Origin of the sequence: Rhodoferax sp., from assembly GCF_028714215.1 — a bacterium.
Classification (GTDB): domain Bacteria; phylum Pseudomonadota; class Gammaproteobacteria; order Burkholderiales; family Burkholderiaceae_C; genus Rhodoferax.
Genome location: NZ_JAQTMS010000005.1, coordinates 40,484 through 58,164, shown reverse-complemented (window position 1 = coordinate 58,164; position 17,681 = coordinate 40,484). Strand labels below are relative to the sequence as shown.

Here is a 17,681-nt window from a genome sequence, read left to right as displayed (position 1 = left end):
TTCCATTTTCTCTGGGTGCGCCAATTTGCGCCCGCGCCGGGCTCACTCATAGTTCTCGGCATCCGGATCGGTCGCTTCGAGCTCATAACTGGCGGCCAGCATCGCCAGACGCGCCACCACACCGTACATGTAAAAACGATTCGGCACACTGGCGCCGGGCTTGCTGCCGGGCTGCGGCAAATGGGTGCTTTGCTCGAACGCCAGCGGCACAAAGCTGGCCCCCGTCGGCGCCGGATTGTCAGCGTCACCACCCGGCGCATGGATGCGATAAAAGCCGCCCACCACATAGCGGTCCATCATGAAAACCAGCGGCTCGGCCAGCGCGTCGTTCAGCCGCTCCCGGGTCAAAACGCCTTCCTGGATCAGAATGCCGTCGGCCGGTCCGCCGGCCTGGCTACCGGTGGCCTGATTTTTCAAGCTGCCACTCAAGGCTTCCAGTTCTTTGGCGTCGCGCATCATTACAGGTCCCAAGCCGTGCGCCGCATTGTCGCTCTTGAGCACGACAAAGGGTTTCTCCTTGATGCCGTATTCCTTGTACTTGCGGCGAATTTTGGCGAGCAGGCCATCGACCTGGCTGCTCAGCTGTTCCAGACCCGCGCCGTTGCTCGGGTTGATCCGTGCACCGCGGTCGAACAGCGGGTTGATCAGCCAGGGGTCGACCCCCAACAGCTTGCCCATGCGCTTGGCCACTTCTTCATAACACTTGGCATGCTTGCTCTTGCGCCGCGTCGGCCAGCCGCCATGCAAGGGCGGCAGCAGGTATTGCTCGTGAATGTCTTCCAGAATACCCGGCACGCCGGCACTCAAATCGTTGTTCAGCAAAATGGTGCACGGATCAAAGTCCTTGACCCCGAGCCGGCGTTTGCCGCGGATGACCGGCTCCAGCGTGACGCTCTCGCCGCCGGGCAACTCAAAGGTGGTGGTTTTCTTGAGCGCCGGGTCGATCGAACCGAGCCGCACGTTCAATCCGGCCATGTGGAAGATGCGCCGCAATTGCGCCAGGCTGGCAAGGTAAGACGTGGGGGTCGAACGATTTTCCGGAATCAGCAGCAAATTGCGTGCTTCCGGGCAGATTTTCTCGATCGCGGCCATCGCCGCCTGCACCGCCAGGGGCAACATTTCAGGGGACAGATGGTTCCAGCCATCGGGAAACAAACTGGTATCCACCGGAGCCAGCTTGAAGCCGGCATTGCGCACCTCCACCGAGCTGTAAAACGGCGGCGTGTGCTCCATCCATTCCAGACGAAACCAGCGTTCGATGGCGGGCATGGAATCGAGGACGCGCTGCTCAAGTTCGTTGATGGGGCCCGTGAGCGCGGTGACGAGATGTGGAACCATGGCGCTAGTTTAACTGTCATTGCGGGCGGAATTCGCAATCCAGGGATGCCGGATGACAGCTATTCATACGTGTCGGATTGCGACCAAGTGTTGGGCTCAGGCGCGCACTTCTCCATTGCCCAGCACCACATATTTCAGTGACGTCAGGCCTTCGATGCCAACCGGACCGCGGGCGTGAAACTTGTCGATGCTGATGCCAATCTCGGCACCCAGGCCAAACTCGAAGCCATCGGCAAAGCGGGTGCTGGTGTTGACCATCACGCTGGCGGAATCGACTTCCCGCAGAAAGGCTTGCGCATGCATGTGGTCGCGCGTGACGATGGCGTCGGTGTGATGGCTTGAGTACTGGTTGATGTGCGCAATGGCCTGTTCCACACCGGCAACGATTCTGATGCTAATGATGGGGGCCAGGTATTCCTGGTACCAGTCCTGCTCGTTGGCCAGATGCAGTTGGGGCGCCGCGCCGGTCTCGGCGTCGACCAGGCCGGGCTCTTGCGCCAGGCTGGTCTGCAGAATGGCCAGAGCCTCGGCATCGCAACGCATCTCGACCCCTTTGGCGGCGTAAATCCGGCCGATCAACGGCAAAAACAGGGGCGCCACGGCGCGTGCCACCAGCAGGCCCTCGGCCGCATTGCAGGGGCTGTATTTGTTGGTCTTGGCGTTGTCAGCCACCTTGACCGCCATCTCGGTATCGCTGGGGTCGTCCACATACACATGGCAGTTACCGTCGAGGTGCTTGATGACCGGTACCTTGGCGTCGCGGCTGATGCGCTCGATCAAGCCCTTGCCGCCGCGCGGAATGATCAGGTCCACATATTGCGGTAAGGCGATGAGCTGACCCACCACCGCGCGGTCGGTGGTTTGCACCAGTTGCACGGCGTCCAGCGGCAGGCCACTGTCCACCAGCGCCAGTTGCACCAGCCGCGCCAGCGCCTTGTTGGACTCAATTGCCTCCGAGCCGCCACGCAGGATACAGGCGTTGCCGCTCTTGATCGACAGGCTGGCGGCCTCTATCGTGACATTCGGGCGGCTTTCGAAAATCATGCCGAAGACACCGATCGGCACCCGCATCTGCCCGACCCGGATGCCGCTGGGCTGCTGCTTCATGCCGATGATTTCACCAATCACGTCGGACATGGCGGCCAGCTGCTCGCAGCCCTGGGCACAGGTCTCTATCACCTTGGGTGTCAATTTCAGGCGGTCCACCAGGGGGGCCGCCAGACCGGCCGCCAAGGCACGTTCGAGGTCTTTGGCATTCTCCACTTGCAGCGCCTGCACATTGCCGCGCAGCAGTTCGGCAAGCCGGCGCAGAGCCCGATTCTTGCTCGCCGCCGGCGCCTTGGCCATCAGGGCCGAAGCCGCCTTGGCCTGCAAACCAAGGGCCTGGGTGTAATCGGTGATGTTGAGGGCGGTCATTCTAATTTCTTGTTTTCAAACTCTGCACCTAAGCGGGAAAGCCAGCCCAGCAATTGCTGCGGCAAGTTGACTGGCTTGAAGAGGAAACCCTATGCGCTTGCACGCGCTTTGCATCCGTTGGGCGTGCAGTTCGCATTGACGCAGCGCGTCTGCCAGAGGCAAACTCATAACCACACTCCATCACGTTTAGCCACCTCGTAAATCGGCATATTCTGATCTCCCGAGTTCACGACGACATCAATCTTGCGTTCGCCAATTTTCAACCAGATGTCTGCAACCATCCGAATCTTCGCGTCGAAGCCTCGCTCAGCAGACATGGGTGCCTCAATGTACAAATCAATATCCCCACCCAGCTTGCTGTCGTCCACCCGCGAACCAAACAAGCGCGGGCGCACGCCAAAATAACGCAGGCTGGCCTCCCGAATGACTTGTTGCTCGTTAGGGGTTAGTCGCATGGCGCCATTTTGGCAGATACACAGACCCGCCCCATCAGCATCGACCCGTTCCACCGCCGTTTTCTCTTTCATCACTCGGGGCGGCGCTCATGAAAGGTGGCGCCATGTGTGCTGAGCTAACCTTCCGTGTTCTTCTTTCGCAAGGCCTCATACTGTTCCTTGACTTGGCGCCGACAGTCTTGATACTGCTGTCCGGAGTACTTGTCGCATTGCTTCTCTGCATCGAATTGAAGTGATTTATTCAGTTCGTTAAGCGCTTCGGACTTGGTCTGAAGGCGCACTCCACCACAAGCAGAGAGAAATAGCGGAAGAAGAATAATCGCAAAAAATTGTCGTTTCAAAATTTGCCTTTCGTGTGACGACCAAGAATTTTGGGGGACAAGCCATCGGTACGGCCCAACCGATTGCATGGCAACAAGTCTATATCGCCAAAACATCGAAACAGAAACAACGCAAGGCGGGGGTCGGGTAGATGTTAGGCGCGACATTAAAAAAGTCCGCAGGACGCGGAGCGCCCAGCGTCCACCCCACTCCCGCCGACGCAAACCCCATTCGGTCCACGGCTGCCACCGAGTTTTCGGGCTAGCGCATGGCGAACGAAGGTGCGGCAACAGGCTTGGCATTGCCGCTGCACAGAGTGCACAGCATCATCGCAAGGCGGTGCAGCGCCTGCCAGTTGTCGATGGGCCAGTCGGCCAGCTTCAGGCCTTTGACGATGCCGTCCACCTGATGCGCCGCCTGTAGCAGCTCGCTCAAGGCGGCGTCGCTCAGGCGCGGCAGCACGCGCTCGTACAAACGCTCTTTCACGCCCCACACGCGTTGCTCGCGCAAGGCCATGGGCAGCGGTCGGCCCAACCCAATGGCGTCTTTCACGCGCTTGAGGGCACGGATGTCCTCGCTCAGCGTGTAGTGCACCAGCACCTCGGCCTCGCCTTCGGCCTGCAAGCCGTCGAGCATGCGCTGCACGCGCGCGGTCTGCCCCGCCAGCACCGCCTCCGACAGCTTGAACACGTCGTAGCGCGCCACGTTCAGGACGGCGCCCTCGATCTGCTCGAAGCTCAGTTCACCGGGCGCAAACAGCAGGGCCAGCTTCTGGATTTCCTGGTGTGCGGCGAGCAGATTGCCCTCCACCCGGTCGGCAAAAAACTGCAAGGCACGTTGTCCTTCCTCGCCAGCGGCCACGCGCTGACCCTGGACCGCCAGCCGTTGCGCAATCCATTGCGGCAAGGCGTTGCGCTCGACCGGTTCAACCTGCACCGTGACGCCACAACTCTCCAGCGCGGCAAACCAAGGGCTGGCGCGGGTCGTCTTGTCCAGGCGCGGCAATATGACCAGGGTAAGCGTGGCATCGCTGCCACGCGCTTGCTCGGCCAGTTGAACGATGGCCTCGCCGCCCTCCTTGCCCGGCTTGCCGGATGGAATTCGCAGTTCCACCATCTGTTTCTCGGCAAACAGGCTGAGCGAGCCGCCCGCCGCCAGCACCTCGCTCCAGTCGAAGTGAGCCCCGGCTACGCTGTACACGCTGCGCTCGGTAAAACCTTGTGCGCGGGCTAGCGCCCGAATCGCATCCAGCCCCTCCTGAACCAGCAGCGCTTCATCGCCATGCAAGGTGTAAAGGCTTTTCAGCCCTTTTTGCAGATGGGGCTGGAGCTGGGACAGTGCTAGTTGCATGATGGATTTTTTCCCCACTCATACCCCCCCGCCCCTCTCTCGCCCCGCCGGGCGAAAGAGGGGAGCCTCATTTGGCCGCGTAGGCAAACAAGGGACGTGCAAAGTGGAAAGTTTGTACCGGTGTGACGCAAGCGCTTGTTGGCACCTCGACGGTTCGCACTTTGTTGAACACCCCCTGCAGCGTGCGCTGGCGCGGGTACGTGTGCACTTTCGCACGCGGCCAAATGGGGCTCCCCTTTCCGCCCCGGCGGGGGTGGAAAGGGGCGGGGGGGATAGGGGGGGAAATACAACATTCAAAAGGAAAAATTCGCGGGAAGCATATCCAACCCCAAAGGCCGAGGAAGAATCAGCACAATCCTCAATCCAGCCGCACCGTGGCCAGGCGGCGCAGGAGTTGCTGCACCAGGTCGGTTTGCATGTCACGGTACAGCAGACCCTCCTCGGCTTCCTTGGCCAGCGCCGCTGATTCGTTGAAGCTGATGTCACGCTGTTGCAGCATGTCGGTGTCCGGTACCAGTTCATGGCCCAGCGGCGTGCGGATTTTGAACTTGAGGCGGATGCGCAACTGGAATTCGCGCACCTGGCCCGAGCTGTTGACCGCCACCACGACTTTCTCGCGCTGCTCCTGCAGGATGTCGATCACCAGCTGTGCCTGTGTCAGGGCCTCCCCGGGCGCCAGCACACGCACCGCGCCAGCCACCGAACGGCGCAGCTCAAGGGCCAGCGGCCCACCCGGATTGGGCAGCACAGCCAGGGTCGAAAAAGAAAAATTCTGACTGGCACGCAGCTTGAAGCCACAGCCCGCCAGCGCCAGGCTGCCGATGCCGGCGAGGCCGAACTGACGCAGCAGTGCGAGGGCCGAGCGACGTTGCATGGCTGTTGGCTTCAAACCACCACGTTGACCAGGCGGCCCGGCACGATGACGATCTTGCGGATGGCGGAAGCGCCGGCCAGTTTCTGAAAAACCTCGCTCTCGATCGCGGTCCGTTCTATCTCCTGCTTGGAAGCGCCGGCCGGCACCACAATGGCGCCCCTGAGTTTGCCGTTGATCTGCAACACCAGTTCAATTTCGTCTTGCAGCAAGGCTGCTTCGTCCGCCTTGGGCCAGGGCGCATCCAGCAAATCACCGAACTGCGCGGCGTAGCCCAACTCGGTCCACAGCGCGTGCGTGAGATGCGGTGTCGCCGGATAAATGGAGCGCAGCAACATGCCCATGCCTTCCCGCAGCGCCCACCGGTTGCCGCTCGCGCCATCGTCCTGGAAGTCTTCCAGGGCATTGAGCATCTTCATCGCGCCCGACACCACCGTGTTGAATTGCATGCGCTGGTAGTCGTAGTCGATCTGCTTGAAAACCGTGTGGATTTCGCGCCGCAGCGCTTTCGCACTCTTGCCGAAATGGATGTTCTGGCTGCTTTCATGCGCTGTCAAATCTTCGCTTGCCGCTGCCTTCTGGCCGGCATCGAGCTTGACACAGAAGTTCCAGAGACGGCGCAAAAAGCGGTGCGAACCTTCCACCGCAGCGTCGTTCCACTCCAGCGTGGCCTCCGGCGGCGCCGTGAACATGGTGTACAGGCGCGCCGTGTCGGCACCGTATTTTTCGATCAGGTCCTGCGGGTCGACGCCATTGTTCTTGGACTTGCTCATGGTCCCCAGCCCCTCGTAGCTGATGAGGGTACCGGCCGGCAGGTCTCCTTTGGCCTCCTTCAGCTTGGCCCCAATCACCTTGCCCGCCGCGTCCTGAACGTCTTCCACCTCGTGCGGCCAGAAGTACTCGATGCCGCCCTTCTCCATCTTGCGCGAGTAGATGTGATTCAGCACCATGCCCTGGGTCAGCAGTTTGGTAAAGGGCTCATCCACCTTGACCAGACCGAGGTCACGCATCACCTTGGTCCAGAAGCGCGCGTACAGCAGGTGCAGGATGGCGTGTTCTATGCCGCCGATGTACTGGTCCATCGGCATCCAGTAGTCGGCACCGTCGGCCACCATGGCCTGGTCGTTCCTCGGGTCGCAGTAGCGCATGTAATACCAGGAGCTGTCGACGAAAGTGTCCATGGTGTCGGTCTCGCGCCGCGCGGCAACGCCGCAGATCGGACACACCACACCGGCATGGAAACCAACGTGCTTGAGCAGCGGGTTGCCGGAGCCGTCGGGCACGCAGTCCTGCGGCAACACCACCGGCAAATCCTGCTCCGGAACCGGCACCGCGCCGTGCTGCGGACAGTGAATGATGGGGATCGGCGTACCCCAGTAGCGCTGCCGGCTGACACCCCAGTCGCGCAGCCGCCAGGTGGTTTTTTTCTCGCCCAGGCCCTTCTGCTGCAAGGCGTGGCAGACAGCGTTGACAGCATCCTTGTGGGCCAGGCCGCTGAAGCTGTCGGAATTGATGGTGACGCCGCGTTGTTTGTCGCCATACCAGTCCTGCCACTGGTCGTAGTCGTATTCCAGGCCATCCACCAGGATCACCTCGACGATGTCGATGCCGTACTTCTTGGCAAAAGCGAAATCGCGCTCGTCGTGCGCCGGCACCCCCATGACGGCGCCGTCGCCATAACTCATCAGCACATAGTTGCCGACCCAGACTTCGATCTTGTGCCCGCTCAGCGGATGGTTGACGAACAAGCCGGTCGGCATGCCCTCTTTCTCCCGCAGCGCCAGTTCGGCCTCGGTGGTGCCGCCTTTCTTGCACTCCTCGATGAAAGCCGCCAGCTTCGGGTTGTTGCGGGCGGCGTGGCTGGCCAGCGTGTGCTCGGGCGCCACGGCGCAGAAAGTGACGCCCATGATGGTGTCGGCGCGGGTGGTAAAGACGTACATGCGGCCATCGTCCAGCAGGTTGCCGCTGCCATCCCGGATGTCGTGCGGAAAGGCAAAACGCACGCCCTCGCTCTTGCCAATCCAGTTTTCCTGCATCAGCTTGACGCGCTCGGGCCAGCCCGGCAAACCGGTCTGCACCTGCGCCAGCAACTCTTCGGCGTAGTCCGTGATCTTCAGGTAGTAGCCCGGAATCTCGCGTTTTTCCACCACGGCGCCGGTGCGCCAGCCCTTGCCGTCGATCACCTGCTCGTTGGCCAGCACGGTCTGGTCCACCGGGTCCCAGTTGACGACCTGAGTCTTGCGGTAGGCGATGCCCTTCTCCAGCATCTTCAAAAACAGCCACTGGTTCCATTTGTAATAACTGGGATCGCAGGTGGCGACTTCACGGCTCCAGTCGATGGCCAGGCCCATGGCCTGCATCTGCTGGCGCATATAGGCGATGTTCTCGTAGGTCCACTTGGCCGGCGGCACGCCATTTTTCAGCGCCGCGTTTTCGGCCGGCAGGCCGAAAGCGTCCCAACCCATGGGCATCAGCACGTTGTAGCCGTTCATGCGCAGGTAGCGCGTCAGCATGTCGTTGATGGTGTAGTTGCGCACATGGCCCATGTGCAGCTTGCCGCTGGGGTAAGGCAGCATGGAACAGGCGTAGTACTTCTTCTTGGAAGTGTCCTCGGTGACGCGGTAGGCATCCACCGCGCTCCAGTGGCCGTGCGCGGCTTTTTCGACATCCAGATGGTTGTATTTTTCTTGCATTGGTATTCGCTCTCAGGCGATCAAAAGATCGTCATCACCCGATTTTAGGTTCAGTGAAGTTCCGGCTTGATGGCGGGCTCGGCCACAAAACCAATCCGGCTCAAACCGGCTTTTTGTGCCGTCCCCAGGACTTGCACGATGCGGCCGTAAGGCACCGCCGCGTCGGCACGCAGCTGGACTTCGGTCTGCGGATTGGACTTCGCCGTTTGCGCCAGTTTTTGCCCCAGTTGTGCCAGCTCCAGCGGCTGGTCGTTGAGGAAAGCCTGGCCCGACTTGTCCACCACCAGTGTGACGAAGTTCGCTGCGTCCCCTGGCTTGGCGGCTTCCGATTGGGGCAGATCGAGCTTGATGGAACTCGCCAGCAGCGGTGCCGTGATAATGAAAATCACCACCAGCACCAGCATCACATCGACCAGCGGCGTCATGTTGATCTCGCTCATGGGCGCGGCGCGCTGGCTGCGTTCAAGACGGCCGAAAGACATATCGCTTGCCTCGGCTCCGACTCAGGCCGGCCAGTCGGACCGGCTGGCGGCCAACTCGCGCAGATCGCGGGCAAACCCTTCCAGCTCAGCCTCGATCCGCCCGCTGGAGCGGCCCAGCACGTTGTAGGCCAGCACCGCTGGAATGGCCACCGCCAGGCCGGCCGCCGTCATGATCAGCGACTCGCCGACCGGACCGGAGATTTTGTCGATGGTGACCTGCCCGGCATTGGCAATACCGATGAGCGCGTGGTAAATGCCCCATACGGTGCCCAGCAAGCCAACAAAAGGAGCCGTCGCGCCGACCGTCGCCAGCAGGACCTGACCGTACTGGAGTTTGGCCAGGGCCGCGTGCAGGGCATCGCGCAATACACGGGTCAGTTGCTGCGACCTGTCGCCGGCGGCGGCCAGTGTGCCATCGGCTTCAATTTTTGCCGCCAGAACGATAGGCACAACCATCGCCTCGCGGTCGAACGCCTGCAATTTGTTCAGTGCCTGGGCCACCGAGACCGACTGCCAGAAAGCCGCCACGCAACGCGTCACATCGCTGCCGGCGCGGCGCAGCAGCCACGTTTTCCACAGGATGACGACCCAGCTACCAACCGACATGGCCAGCAGCAGCAGCGCCACAGCTTGCGTCACCGCGTCGCCTTGCAGAAACAACTGCACAACGTTCATTTCAGTTGGAGCACATCGAACATGTCGAACAAGCCGGTTTTCTTGCCGCCAAGAAAACGCGCGGCGCGCAGGCTGCCCTGCGCATAGCTGACACGGCTGCTTGATTTGTGGCTGATTTCAATGCGCTCGCCGATGCCGGCAAACAACACGGTGTGGTCGCCCACAATATCGCCACCCCGAATGCTGGAAAAACCGATGGAGGAAGGATCGCGCTCACCGGTCACGCCCTCGCGCGCGTAGACCGCGCAATCCTTCAGGTCGCGCCCCAGCGCGTCCGCAATCACCTCGCCCATCTTGAGCGCAGTGCCCGAGGGCGCGTCGACCTTGTGGCGGTGATGGGCCTCGATGATTTCAATGTCATAGCCGGTGCTCAGCGACTTGGCCGCCAGCTCCAGCAGCTTCAGGGTGACGTTGACGCCGACGCTCATGTTGGGGGCCATCATGATCGCGATGTCCCGCGCGGCAGCGGCGATTTCGGCCTTTTGAGCGGCGCTGAACCCGGTCGTGCCGATCACCAGGTTGACACCCCGTTCCCGACAAACCCGCAAATGGGCCAGCGTCCCCTCGGGCCGGGTGAAATCGATCAAGGTATCGGCGTTTTGCAGCCCCTGGGCCACATCGGCCGTGATCGACACGCCACTGCTCTGGCCGAGAAACGCGGCGGCGTCGGTCCCGATGGCGGGACTGCCGGCCAAGTCCAGAGCACCGACCAGGCGGCAGTCGGCACTGGCCCTGACGGCCTCGATCAACATCTGCCCCATGCGGCCGAAGGCACCCGCGATGGCGATGCGATGGGTCATGTTGTCAGTCATTCCTGGTGCAGCCGGTCAAGGGCTGGTGGGCTCCAGCGGCGGGTAACTCGCGGGCAATGGCGGCAGTGGCTTGGCCTCGGCTTTTTTGGCCGGGGCCGGCAACTGCTTCAGGCCCTCTTCGGTCATCTCAAGCACCGGCACCACGGCGGACTTGTTGCGCCCGGAATCGAGCGAGGCCACAAAATCGGCCTCGCTGGGCAGCGCATCGGCTTCCATGCGATCCAGCACGTCACCCTTGAAGAACACCGCGACCTTGCGCGACTGCGGCTCCAGGCCCTGGCGCTTGAAGGTAAAAACATAGTCCCAGCGATCGGCGTGGAAAAGACTGGCCAGCAACGGCGTTCCCATGATGTCGCGCACCTGCGCGCGGCTCATGCCCGGCTTGACCGCGGCCGCTTGTTCCTTGGAAACAAAATTGCCTTGCACGATGTCTATTTTGTAGGGCGTCACCAAGCTGACGATACGGTTGCTGGCGCCGTCCAGGCTGCCACAGGCCAGCAAGCTTGCACTGACGGCCGCCAGCAGGATCAGCCGGGCACTACGACGTTGAAGATCAGACATGAGATGAGTTGGGGTGTGGCGATATGATCGGGCCATTGTACCGGCTGTACTCGAACGCCGGGCTGTCCGCTGCCATGCGAGAGAGACCCCCATGACCAATACCGATGAACTCAAAAGCACTGGTCTCAAAGCCACCGTGCCGCGGCTGAAGATACTGGAAATTTTTCAGCAGAGCCGGCGCCGCCACATGACGGCGGAGGATGTGTTCCGGGTCTTGCTGGAAAACCGCTCCGACATCGGCTTGGCAACGGTCTACCGTGTGCTGGCGCAGTTCGAGCATGCCGACATTCTGAGTCGCAGCCATTTTGAAAGCGGCAAGGCCGTCTACGAGCTCAACCAGGGACAACACCACGACCATCTGCTGTGTCTGGATTGCGGCAAGGTGGAGGAGTTCTACGATGCCGAAATCGAGAAGCGTCAGCAGGCCGTCGCCAAGACCAAGGGTTTTACCATTGCCGACCACGCGTTGAGCCTGTACGCCCACTGCACCCGGGACCAATGCCCGAATCGATCGGCCGGCCCACGGCACGAGTGAGAAAAGAAAGCAGGCCCCAAGCGCCCCGGATTGCCGGCTTGAAAACTTACTCGGCCGGGTCCATGGCTTTTCGGTGGCGCTCGACAAACTCCTGGTAGGTGTCGATGCCGCGCAATTGCAGAATGGTATTGCGCACGGCGGCCTCCACCAGCACGGCGATGTTGCGACCCGCCACCACCTGAATCACCACTTTGCGCACCGGCACACCCAGCACGTCCTGCGTCAGGGGTTCATAGGGGAGGCGCTCATACTCGCGCTCCAGCGTTTCGCGGCGCACCAGATGAACGATGAGCTTGAGCCTCATCTTGCGCCGCACCGCAGTTTCGCCAAAGATGCAGCGGATGTCGAGCAGGCCGATACCCCGGACTTCCAGCAGGTTGATCAGCAGTTCAGGGCAGCGCCCCTCGATCGTGTCCTGATTGATGCGATACAAATCCACCGCGTCATCGGCCACCAGGCCGTTGCCGCGCGAGATCAACTCCAGTCCCAGTTCGCTTTTGCCCAGACCCGATTCCCCGGTAATCAGCACGCCCAGGCCCAGAATGTCCATGAACACGCCATGCATGGAGCAACGGTCGGCAAAATACTTGGACAGGTAGGCGCGCAGCACATCGATCACAAACGCCGCGGAGCCTTGCGCCGCGAACATCGGAATCTGCGCTCCTTCGCACATGGACAACAGCGCCTCCGGTGCCACCTGCCCATCCGCCAGCACCAGTACCGGCGGCTCCAGCGTCACGATACGGGAAATCCGGCGCGCACAGTCCTCGGGCGTGGCGTTGGTGAGGTAGGCAATCTCGCGCTCGCCCAGAATCTGTACCCGATACGGGTGAATATAGTTGAGATGCCCAACCAGATCGGCGCCGGAGCGCGCGGCCAGCACCGCGCCCTCGTCAAAACGGCGCTCGGAGGCGCCCAGCCCGGCCACCCATTCCCACTTCAGGGTGCCCCGAAACTCCTCAAACAGCACATTGGCGCTGACGACATTGGGTTTCATGAAGGCGGTGGACTGGAACAGCGGACCCGGTAGCGGTCAAGCCGCCAGTGCCGACTTCCAATTGGCGATGAGACCATGCAACTCGGCCGCGCTGGCACTGCTGACAAGTTTTTCCCGCAAACTGGCATCACTGAGCAATTCGGCGATCTCCGACAGGATCTCCAGATGCTTTTGCGTCGCCGCCTCGGGCACCAGCAAGAAAATCAGCAAACCGACCGCCTGCTCATCCGGTGCATCGAAGCCAATGGCATTGGCCAGTTGAAATACCGCCGCCATCGGCGCCTTCAGCCCCTTGATGCGCCCATGCGGTATCGCAACGCCATGGCCCAGGCCGGTGGAGCCCAGACGCTCTCTGGAAAACAGGCTGTCGGTAACCAGCGCGCGGCTCAGGCCATGCAGTCTTTCGAACAGCAGACCCGCCTCTTCAAAAGCTCTTTTTTTGCTGCTGGCATCAACCTGCACAAGCACTTGTTCAGGGGAAAGGATGGACGCAAGTCGATTCATAATTTGGTGCCAGATTATGCACTCAAGCGCTTTGGGCGCAAAAAAAGCCGCCCGATCGGGCGGCCCGCTGGACCCGGTCCAGGCTTGCGGCTTTACATCAGCCGCTTGGGGGTATCGTGATGATGCTCCTGCAAGCGGTCTTTATGCCGCACCACCTGCCGGTCGAGTTTGTCCACCAGCTCGTCCACGGCAGCATACAAATCAGCGTGTGAACTCTCGGCAAACATGTCGGTGCCTTTGACATGGATATTGCACTCGGCTCGCTGTCGTCCCTCCTTTTCCTTCTGCTTTTCCACAGTCAGCAGCACTTTGACGTCGACCACCTGGTCAAAATGCCGAACGATCCGATCCAGCTTGCCGGTAACGTAACTGCGCAAGGACGGGGTGACCTCGAGGTGATGACCGCTGATCGTCAAGTTCATAAATAGCCTCCTGTTGCTCTCGGGGTTGAAAAAGCTGTCTGCAAGCTACAGACAGCACACAAATAAAACTGAAAAAACTACTGTCGACGAGTTCACTATGCCCTTGATGGAGGGGAAAAGCAATTCCTTTTCACTGAAGCCCTACAGAATGATCGGGGTTACATTTTGAGACGTCCTACAACGCTGCGGCAGTGCGATAATTTGACTTTGCCGCCGACTGGAGAAACCTCCTTGTGAACCGCTCCAGTCACGCGCTTACCAGGCCAATTGGGGGCTGCTTTCAGTTATTTAAAGCTGCTGTGCGCCTCATTATTTCAATTTGATAATTGGAATCCGACCCCGATCAGGGCCTGTTCACCCTATTTTTACGAGATGCGTTGTGAGTCAAAAAAGCCATGCGCAAAGCGCAAAACGCAGCCGGGGTTGGCCCCGGCAAGGCTTTGCAATGCCGCGCATGGTTTTTTTGGCCACAACCCGCAGGGAACGGGATGAAAAAAGTGCCACTCGGCGTTGCGTTCCTAGGCAAGGCCCCGGCCTTGCCGTTGTCACGCGCCTTGATTGGCGCATTTTTCATCGCGTTCGCACTCGTAAAAATAGGGTGAACAGGCCCTAATTTGCCATGCTGAATATCTTCACGCTTGCCAATGGCCGGCTGTTTCAGGAGGAAATCGAGTCGCTGGAAGAGCTGTCCGGCTTCCAGCCGATCTGGGTTGACCTGGAGTCTCCGACGCCTGAAGAAAAGCACTGGATCAAACAGTGCTACGACCTGTCGATCCCGGAAGATGCGATGGACGAGGATATCGAGGAATCCGCGCGTTTCTACAAGGAAGACAACGGCGAGCTGCACATCCGCAGCGACTTCCTGATCGCCGACGATGCCGAGCCGCGCACCGTGCGGGTTGCCTTCATACTGAATCTGGCCAATACCGAACTGAAAAGCAAGGGCGTACTTTTTTCCGTTCATGACGAAGACGTGCCTGTGTTTCGCCTGCTGCGCATGCGGGCCCGGCGCGCCCCCGGACTGATTGAAGATGCCAAGGAAGTGCTGCTCAAGCTGTTTGACGCCGACGCGGAATACTCGGCTGACACCCTGGAAGGCATTTACGATGCGGTGGAAATAGTCAGCAACAAGGTGCTTTCCGGCAATATGACCGATGCCCTGGCGGGCGAGGTGCTGGGTGCCATTGCCCGCCATGAAGACATGAACGGGCGCATTCGCCGCAACATGATGGACACCCGCCGGGCGGTAAGCTTCCTGACGCGCAGCAAGATGCTCAGCAGCGAGCAGTTCGAAGAGGCGCGTCTGATTCTGCGCGATATCGATTCGCTCGATTCGCACACCGCTTTCCTGTTCGACAAGATCAACTTCCTGATGGACGCCACCGTGGGCTTTATCAACATCAGCCAGAACAAGGTCATCAAGATCTTCTCGGTCGCCAGCGTGGCGCTGCTGCCGCCCACGCTGGTGGCCAGCATCTACGGCATGAACCTGCAGTTCCCGGAATTCGCCGTGCTGGGGCAGTGGGCCTACCCGTATGTGGTGACCCTCATGATCCTGAGTGCCGTCATGCCCATGTGGTATTGCTACCGGCGCGGCTGGCTGCGCTAAGGCGTCAACTCAGGTCGCGAACAGGGCGGCAATATTTTGGCTATCCGGCTGCGGCACCACGCCTGCTTCGGTGATCAGGGCGGTGACCAGCTCGGCCGGGGTCACGTCGAAAGCGGGATTGCGAACCCGGACACCGCTGGCGGCCCACTGGCAGTCCCGAAATCCGGTCACCTCGGCCGCGGCGCGTTCTTCTATCGGAATGGCAGCCCCATCCGGAATCGTCAGATCGATGGTCGACAGCGGGCACGCGACATAAAACGGAATACCGTGACGCTGTGCCAGCACCGCCACCATGTAGGTGCCAATCTTGTTCGCCACATCCCCATTGGCCGCCACCCGGTCGGTGCCCACCACCACGGCATCGATCTCGCCCCGGCTCATCAGGTGGCCCGCCATGTTGTCGGTGATCAGGGTCACCGGAATGTTTTCCTGCACCATTTCCCAAGCCGTCAGCCGCGCCCCTTGCAGAAAGGGCCGGGTTTCATCCGCGATCACCGAAATACGCTTGCCGGCCTCCACCGCCGAGCGAATCACACCCAAAGCCGTGCCGTGCCCCGCCGTCGCCAACGCACCGGCGTTGCAATGCGTCAGGACCCGGGCGCCGTCCGCCAGCAAAGCGGCACCGTGGGCACCCATGGCGCGGTTGATGCGGACATCCTGCGCCGCTATTTCATGCGCCTCCAGCAACAGGGCGTTGGCGATTTCGCCCACCGTGCGGTCCCGCAGGCTCTCCCACGCGCCACGCATCCGCTTCAGGGCCCAGAACAAATTGACCGCCGTCGGTCGACTCGCCGCCAGCACCTGGAATCCGGCCTCCAACCCGGCGTCAAAGCGATCGCGACTGGCCTGGCGCAGGCGCAAGGCCTCCAGGGCGACACCGTAGGCGGCAGCGCAGCCAATCGCCGGCGCGCCGCGCACCACCATCGAACGAATGCCTTCGGCAACCTCCGCCGCGCAGTGGTAGCGCAAGTACTCGAAGCGTGCCGGCAGCACCCTCTGGTCTATCATTTCGAGGTGCCCATCAAGCCACCTGAGCGTCTGCACGGCCGCGGCTTCTCCGAGTGTCTGGTTCATCGTCGGTCAATCCCTGCCGCGCCGGCCGTAAGTCTTGAATCGTTCCAGCACCGCCTGCATCTGCGGGCCTGACAGCAGTTGCGGCTCACCCAGTTGCGAGGCGCACCAGTACTGCTGGCACAGCGACTCGACCTCACACGCCAGGGCCATGGCGTCGGCCAAATCGAGCCCCAGCGCAATCACGCCATGATTGGCCAGCAGACAGGCTTTGCGGTTCTCCAGTGCTAGCAAGGCCAGGTCTGAGAGTTCCTGGCTGCCAAAGATCGCATAGGGGGCGCAGCGGATCGAGTCGCCACCGGCCACCGCAATCATGTAATGAAAAGCGGGAATGTCGCGCCGCAGGCAGGCCAAAGCGCTGGCATAGGGGGAGTGCGTGTGCACGATGGCGCCGATTTCGGCGCGCGCGGCGAGAATGTCGCGGTGAAAATGCCATTCGCTGGAAGGCTTGCCTGGGCCTAGAGTCGCACCCGAAAAATCCATCTCGACGATCGCCTCGGGCAACAACTCGTCGGACGCAACGCCGGACGGTGTCACCAAAAAAGACTGCGCCAAGCGCACCCCGATATTGCCGGAAGTTGTGCCGTTGAGGCCCTGCGTCGTCAATTTTTGAGCCGCCTCCACCATCCGGCGACGCAGCTCTTTTTCACTGTCGGGCGGGCTGGATGGATGTTGCGTCATCAGTTCCCCAGCACGCGCCCGGCAACCGCGGCCAGACGATTCATCAGCTCCGGGTCGCGCGCCTCCGGCGCCGTGATCAAGGCGTGCTGGAGTGCGCTGCGACAGGAACAATTGGCTGCAGTGCCATCGGCATGAAGCCGGGGCGCCACCCTCTTGACCAGGCCGCGCGCCTTCTCGGCATTGGCCAGCAACACCTTGATGATCGCCTCCACAGTGACCGCGTCATGGTCCGGGTGCCAGCAGTCAAAATCGGTCACCATCGCCACGGTGGCGTAACAAAGCTCCGCTTCCCGCGCCAACTTGGCTTCCGGCATGTTGGTCATGCCGATCACGTCGCAGTTCCAGCTTCGGTACAGCTGCGACTCGGCCCGGCTGGAAAACTGGGGGCCTTCCATGACCAGGTAGGTACCGCCACGCGCGACTTGAATTCCCGACTCGCGGGCCGCCAGCTCAAGATGGTCACCGAGCCGACTGCAAACCGGGTGTGCCATCGAGACGTGCGCCACCAGTCCGCTGCCAAAAAAGCTTTTTTCGCGGGCAAAGGTCCGGTCGATGAACTGGTCAACGATGACGAACGTGCCGGGCGGTAAATCAGCCCGCAGGGAACCGACGGCGCTGACCGACAGCAGGTCGGTGACGCCGGCGCGTTTCAGCGCATCGATATTGGCCCGAAAATTGATCTCGGAGGGCGGTATCCGGTGACCGCGTCCGTGACGCGGCAAAAATACCATGGCCTGCCCGTCCAGCTCGCCAAACAGCAGTTCATCGGAGGCTTCGCCAAACGGCGAATCAACACGCTGCCAGCGCTTGTTGACGAGCCCGTCGATATCGTAAACACCACTGCCACCGATGACGCCCAGTACCGGCGCTTGAAATTCCTTGCTCATG

Annotated in this window: 18 protein-coding genes; 2 read left to right on the top strand and 16 right to left on the bottom strand. The window is 61.2% G+C overall.

The window, feature by feature from the left end:
* Positions 1-42: 42 nt before the first annotated feature.
* The 10 genes from gshA to PHS32_RS03700 form a co-directional block, all read right to left on the bottom strand.
* Complete coding sequence (gene gshA / locus PHS32_RS03745) at positions 43-1,338, bottom strand: glutamate--cysteine ligase (RefSeq protein ID WP_301077482.1); 1,296 nt, start codon at positions 1,336-1,338, stop codon at positions 43-45.
* 96 nt (positions 1,339-1,434) lie between these two features.
* Positions 1,435-2,754: a glutamate-5-semialdehyde dehydrogenase gene (locus PHS32_RS03740; protein WP_301077481.1), complete on the bottom strand. Its 1,320-nt coding sequence runs from the start codon at positions 2,752-2,754 to the stop codon at positions 1,435-1,437.
* A gap of 164 nt (positions 2,755-2,918) precedes the next feature.
* The gene (locus PHS32_RS03735; RefSeq protein ID WP_301077480.1) at positions 2,919-3,281 is read right to left on the bottom strand and encodes a hypothetical protein; all 363 of its coding nucleotides are present in this window, start codon (positions 3,279-3,281) and stop codon (positions 2,919-2,921) included.
* A 510-nt stretch (positions 3,282-3,791) separates the two neighbouring features.
* Positions 3,792-4,880: a DNA polymerase III subunit delta gene (gene holA / locus PHS32_RS03730; protein ID WP_301077479.1), complete on the bottom strand. Its 1,089-nt coding sequence runs from the start codon at positions 4,878-4,880 to the stop codon at positions 3,792-3,794.
* 358 nt (positions 4,881-5,238) lie between these two features.
* Positions 5,239-5,754, bottom strand: a complete 516-nt coding sequence (gene lptE, locus PHS32_RS03725; protein WP_301077478.1) for an LPS assembly lipoprotein LptE — start codon at positions 5,752-5,754, stop codon at positions 5,239-5,241.
* An 11-nt stretch (positions 5,755-5,765) separates the two neighbouring features.
* Complete coding sequence (leuS, locus tag PHS32_RS03720) at positions 5,766-8,444, bottom strand: leucine--tRNA ligase (RefSeq protein WP_301077477.1); 2,679 nt, start codon at positions 8,442-8,444, stop codon at positions 5,766-5,768.
* Positions 8,445-8,494: 50 nt separating this feature from the next.
* Complete coding sequence (locus tag PHS32_RS03715; RefSeq protein ID WP_301077475.1) at positions 8,495-8,926, bottom strand: biopolymer transporter ExbD; 432 nt, start codon at positions 8,924-8,926, stop codon at positions 8,495-8,497.
* Between the two features lie 21 nt (positions 8,927-8,947).
* Positions 8,948-9,601, bottom strand: a complete 654-nt coding sequence (locus PHS32_RS03710) for a MotA/TolQ/ExbB proton channel family protein (RefSeq protein ID WP_301077473.1) — start codon at positions 9,599-9,601, stop codon at positions 8,948-8,950.
* Positions 9,598-10,401, bottom strand: coding sequence for a 4-hydroxy-tetrahydrodipicolinate reductase (gene dapB, locus PHS32_RS03705; RefSeq protein ID WP_301077472.1), 804 nt, complete (start codon positions 10,399-10,401; stop codon positions 9,598-9,600). The genes PHS32_RS03710 and dapB overlap by 4 nt, the downstream gene beginning before the upstream one ends.
* 27 nt (positions 10,402-10,428) lie before the next feature.
* Complete coding sequence (locus PHS32_RS03700; protein WP_301077471.1) at positions 10,429-10,974, bottom strand: outer membrane protein assembly factor BamE; 546 nt, start codon at positions 10,972-10,974, stop codon at positions 10,429-10,431.
* Between the two features lie 91 nt (positions 10,975-11,065).
* Here PHS32_RS03700 and fur point away from each other — a divergent pair, with 91 nt between their 5' ends.
* Complete coding sequence (gene fur / locus PHS32_RS03695) at positions 11,066-11,509, top strand: ferric iron uptake transcriptional regulator (RefSeq protein ID WP_301077470.1); 444 nt, start codon at positions 11,066-11,068, stop codon at positions 11,507-11,509.
* Positions 11,510-11,555: 46 nt separating this feature from the next.
* On the opposite strand, the gene hprK is transcribed toward fur, so the two are convergent.
* The 3 genes from hprK to raiA form a co-directional block, all read right to left on the bottom strand.
* The gene (gene hprK / locus PHS32_RS03690) at positions 11,556-12,506 is read right to left on the bottom strand and encodes an HPr(Ser) kinase/phosphatase (protein WP_301077469.1); all 951 of its coding nucleotides are present in this window, start codon (positions 12,504-12,506) and stop codon (positions 11,556-11,558) included.
* Positions 12,507-12,542: 36 nt separating this feature from the next.
* A complete protein-coding gene (locus PHS32_RS03685) occupies positions 12,543-13,010 on the bottom strand; it encodes a PTS sugar transporter subunit IIA (RefSeq protein ID WP_301077468.1) in 468 nt (155 codons plus the stop codon).
* 92 nt (positions 13,011-13,102) lie between these two features.
* Entirely contained in the window at positions 13,103-13,432 is a 330-nt protein-coding gene (raiA, locus tag PHS32_RS03680) for a ribosome-associated translation inhibitor RaiA (RefSeq protein ID WP_301077466.1), read from the bottom strand.
* A gap of 619 nt (positions 13,433-14,051) precedes the next feature.
* Between raiA and PHS32_RS03675 the strand changes: the two genes are divergently transcribed.
* Positions 14,052-15,041: a magnesium and cobalt transport protein CorA gene (locus tag PHS32_RS03675; protein WP_301077465.1), complete on the top strand. Its 990-nt coding sequence runs from the start codon at positions 14,052-14,054 to the stop codon at positions 15,039-15,041.
* A 9-nt stretch (positions 15,042-15,050) separates the two neighbouring features.
* Here PHS32_RS03675 and mtnA read toward each other — a convergent pair whose 3' ends face one another.
* The 3 genes from mtnA to PHS32_RS03660 are packed head-to-tail and all read right to left on the bottom strand — an operon-like array spanning position 15,051 to position 17,680.
* Positions 15,051-16,115: an S-methyl-5-thioribose-1-phosphate isomerase gene (gene mtnA, locus PHS32_RS03670; RefSeq protein WP_301077464.1), complete on the bottom strand. Its 1,065-nt coding sequence runs from the start codon at positions 16,113-16,115 to the stop codon at positions 15,051-15,053.
* Between the two features lie 6 nt (positions 16,116-16,121).
* Positions 16,122-16,793 carry a class II aldolase/adducin family protein gene (locus tag PHS32_RS03665; RefSeq protein WP_301077463.1) on the bottom strand — a complete coding sequence of 224 codons (672 nt, stop codon included), beginning with the start codon at positions 16,791-16,793 and terminating at the stop codon, positions 16,122-16,124.
* Entirely contained in the window at positions 16,793-17,680 is an 888-nt protein-coding gene (locus PHS32_RS03660; RefSeq protein WP_301077462.1) for an S-methyl-5'-thioadenosine phosphorylase, read from the bottom strand. Before PHS32_RS03660 ends, PHS32_RS03665 begins: the two co-directional genes overlap by 1 nt.
* Position 17,681 lies beyond the last annotated feature (1 nt).

Bases quoted from the DNA above. Each gene is read 5' to 3' on its own strand.
- gshA (WP_301077482.1), bottom strand. From the start codon at position 1,338: ATGGTTCCACATCTCGTCACCGCGCTCACGGGCCCCATCAACGAACTT.
- PHS32_RS03740 (WP_301077481.1), bottom strand. From the start codon at position 2,754: ATGACCGCCCTCAACATCACCGATTACACCCAGGCCCTTGGTTTGCAG.
- PHS32_RS03735 (WP_301077480.1), bottom strand. From the start codon at position 3,281: ATGAAAGAGAAAACGGCGGTGGAACGGGTCGATGCTGATGGGGCGGGT.
- holA (WP_301077479.1), bottom strand. From the start codon at position 4,880: ATGCAACTAGCACTGTCCCAGCTCCAGCCCCATCTGCAAAAAGGGCTG.
- lptE (WP_301077478.1), bottom strand. From the start codon at position 5,754: ATGCAACGTCGCTCGGCCCTCGCACTGCTGCGTCAGTTCGGCCTCGCC.
- leuS (WP_301077477.1), bottom strand. From the start codon at position 8,444: ATGCAAGAAAAATACAACCATCTGGATGTCGAAAAAGCCGCGCACGGC.
- PHS32_RS03715 (WP_301077475.1), bottom strand. From the start codon at position 8,926: ATGTCTTTCGGCCGTCTTGAACGCAGCCAGCGCGCCGCGCCCATGAGC.
- PHS32_RS03710 (WP_301077473.1), bottom strand. From the start codon at position 9,601: ATGAACGTTGTGCAGTTGTTTCTGCAAGGCGACGCGGTGACGCAAGCT.
- dapB (WP_301077472.1), bottom strand. From the start codon at position 10,401: ATGACCCATCGCATCGCCATCGCGGGTGCCTTCGGCCGCATGGGGCAG.
- PHS32_RS03700 (WP_301077471.1), bottom strand. From the start codon at position 10,974: ATGTCTGATCTTCAACGTCGTAGTGCCCGGCTGATCCTGCTGGCGGCC.
- fur (WP_301077470.1), top strand. From the start codon at position 11,066: ATGACCAATACCGATGAACTCAAAAGCACTGGTCTCAAAGCCACCGTG.
- hprK (WP_301077469.1), bottom strand. From the start codon at position 12,506: ATGAAACCCAATGTCGTCAGCGCCAATGTGCTGTTTGAGGAGTTTCGG.
- PHS32_RS03685 (WP_301077468.1), bottom strand. From the start codon at position 13,010: ATGAATCGACTTGCGTCCATCCTTTCCCCTGAACAAGTGCTTGTGCAG.
- raiA (WP_301077466.1), bottom strand. From the start codon at position 13,432: ATGAACTTGACGATCAGCGGTCATCACCTCGAGGTCACCCCGTCCTTG.
- PHS32_RS03675 (WP_301077465.1), top strand. From the start codon at position 14,052: ATGCTGAATATCTTCACGCTTGCCAATGGCCGGCTGTTTCAGGAGGAA.
- mtnA (WP_301077464.1), bottom strand. From the start codon at position 16,115: ATGAACCAGACACTCGGAGAAGCCGCGGCCGTGCAGACGCTCAGGTGG.
- PHS32_RS03665 (WP_301077463.1), bottom strand. From the start codon at position 16,793: ATGACGCAACATCCATCCAGCCCGCCCGACAGTGAAAAAGAGCTGCGT.
- PHS32_RS03660 (WP_301077462.1), bottom strand. From the start codon at position 17,680: ATGAGCAAGGAATTTCAAGCGCCGGTACTGGGCGTCATCGGTGGCAGT.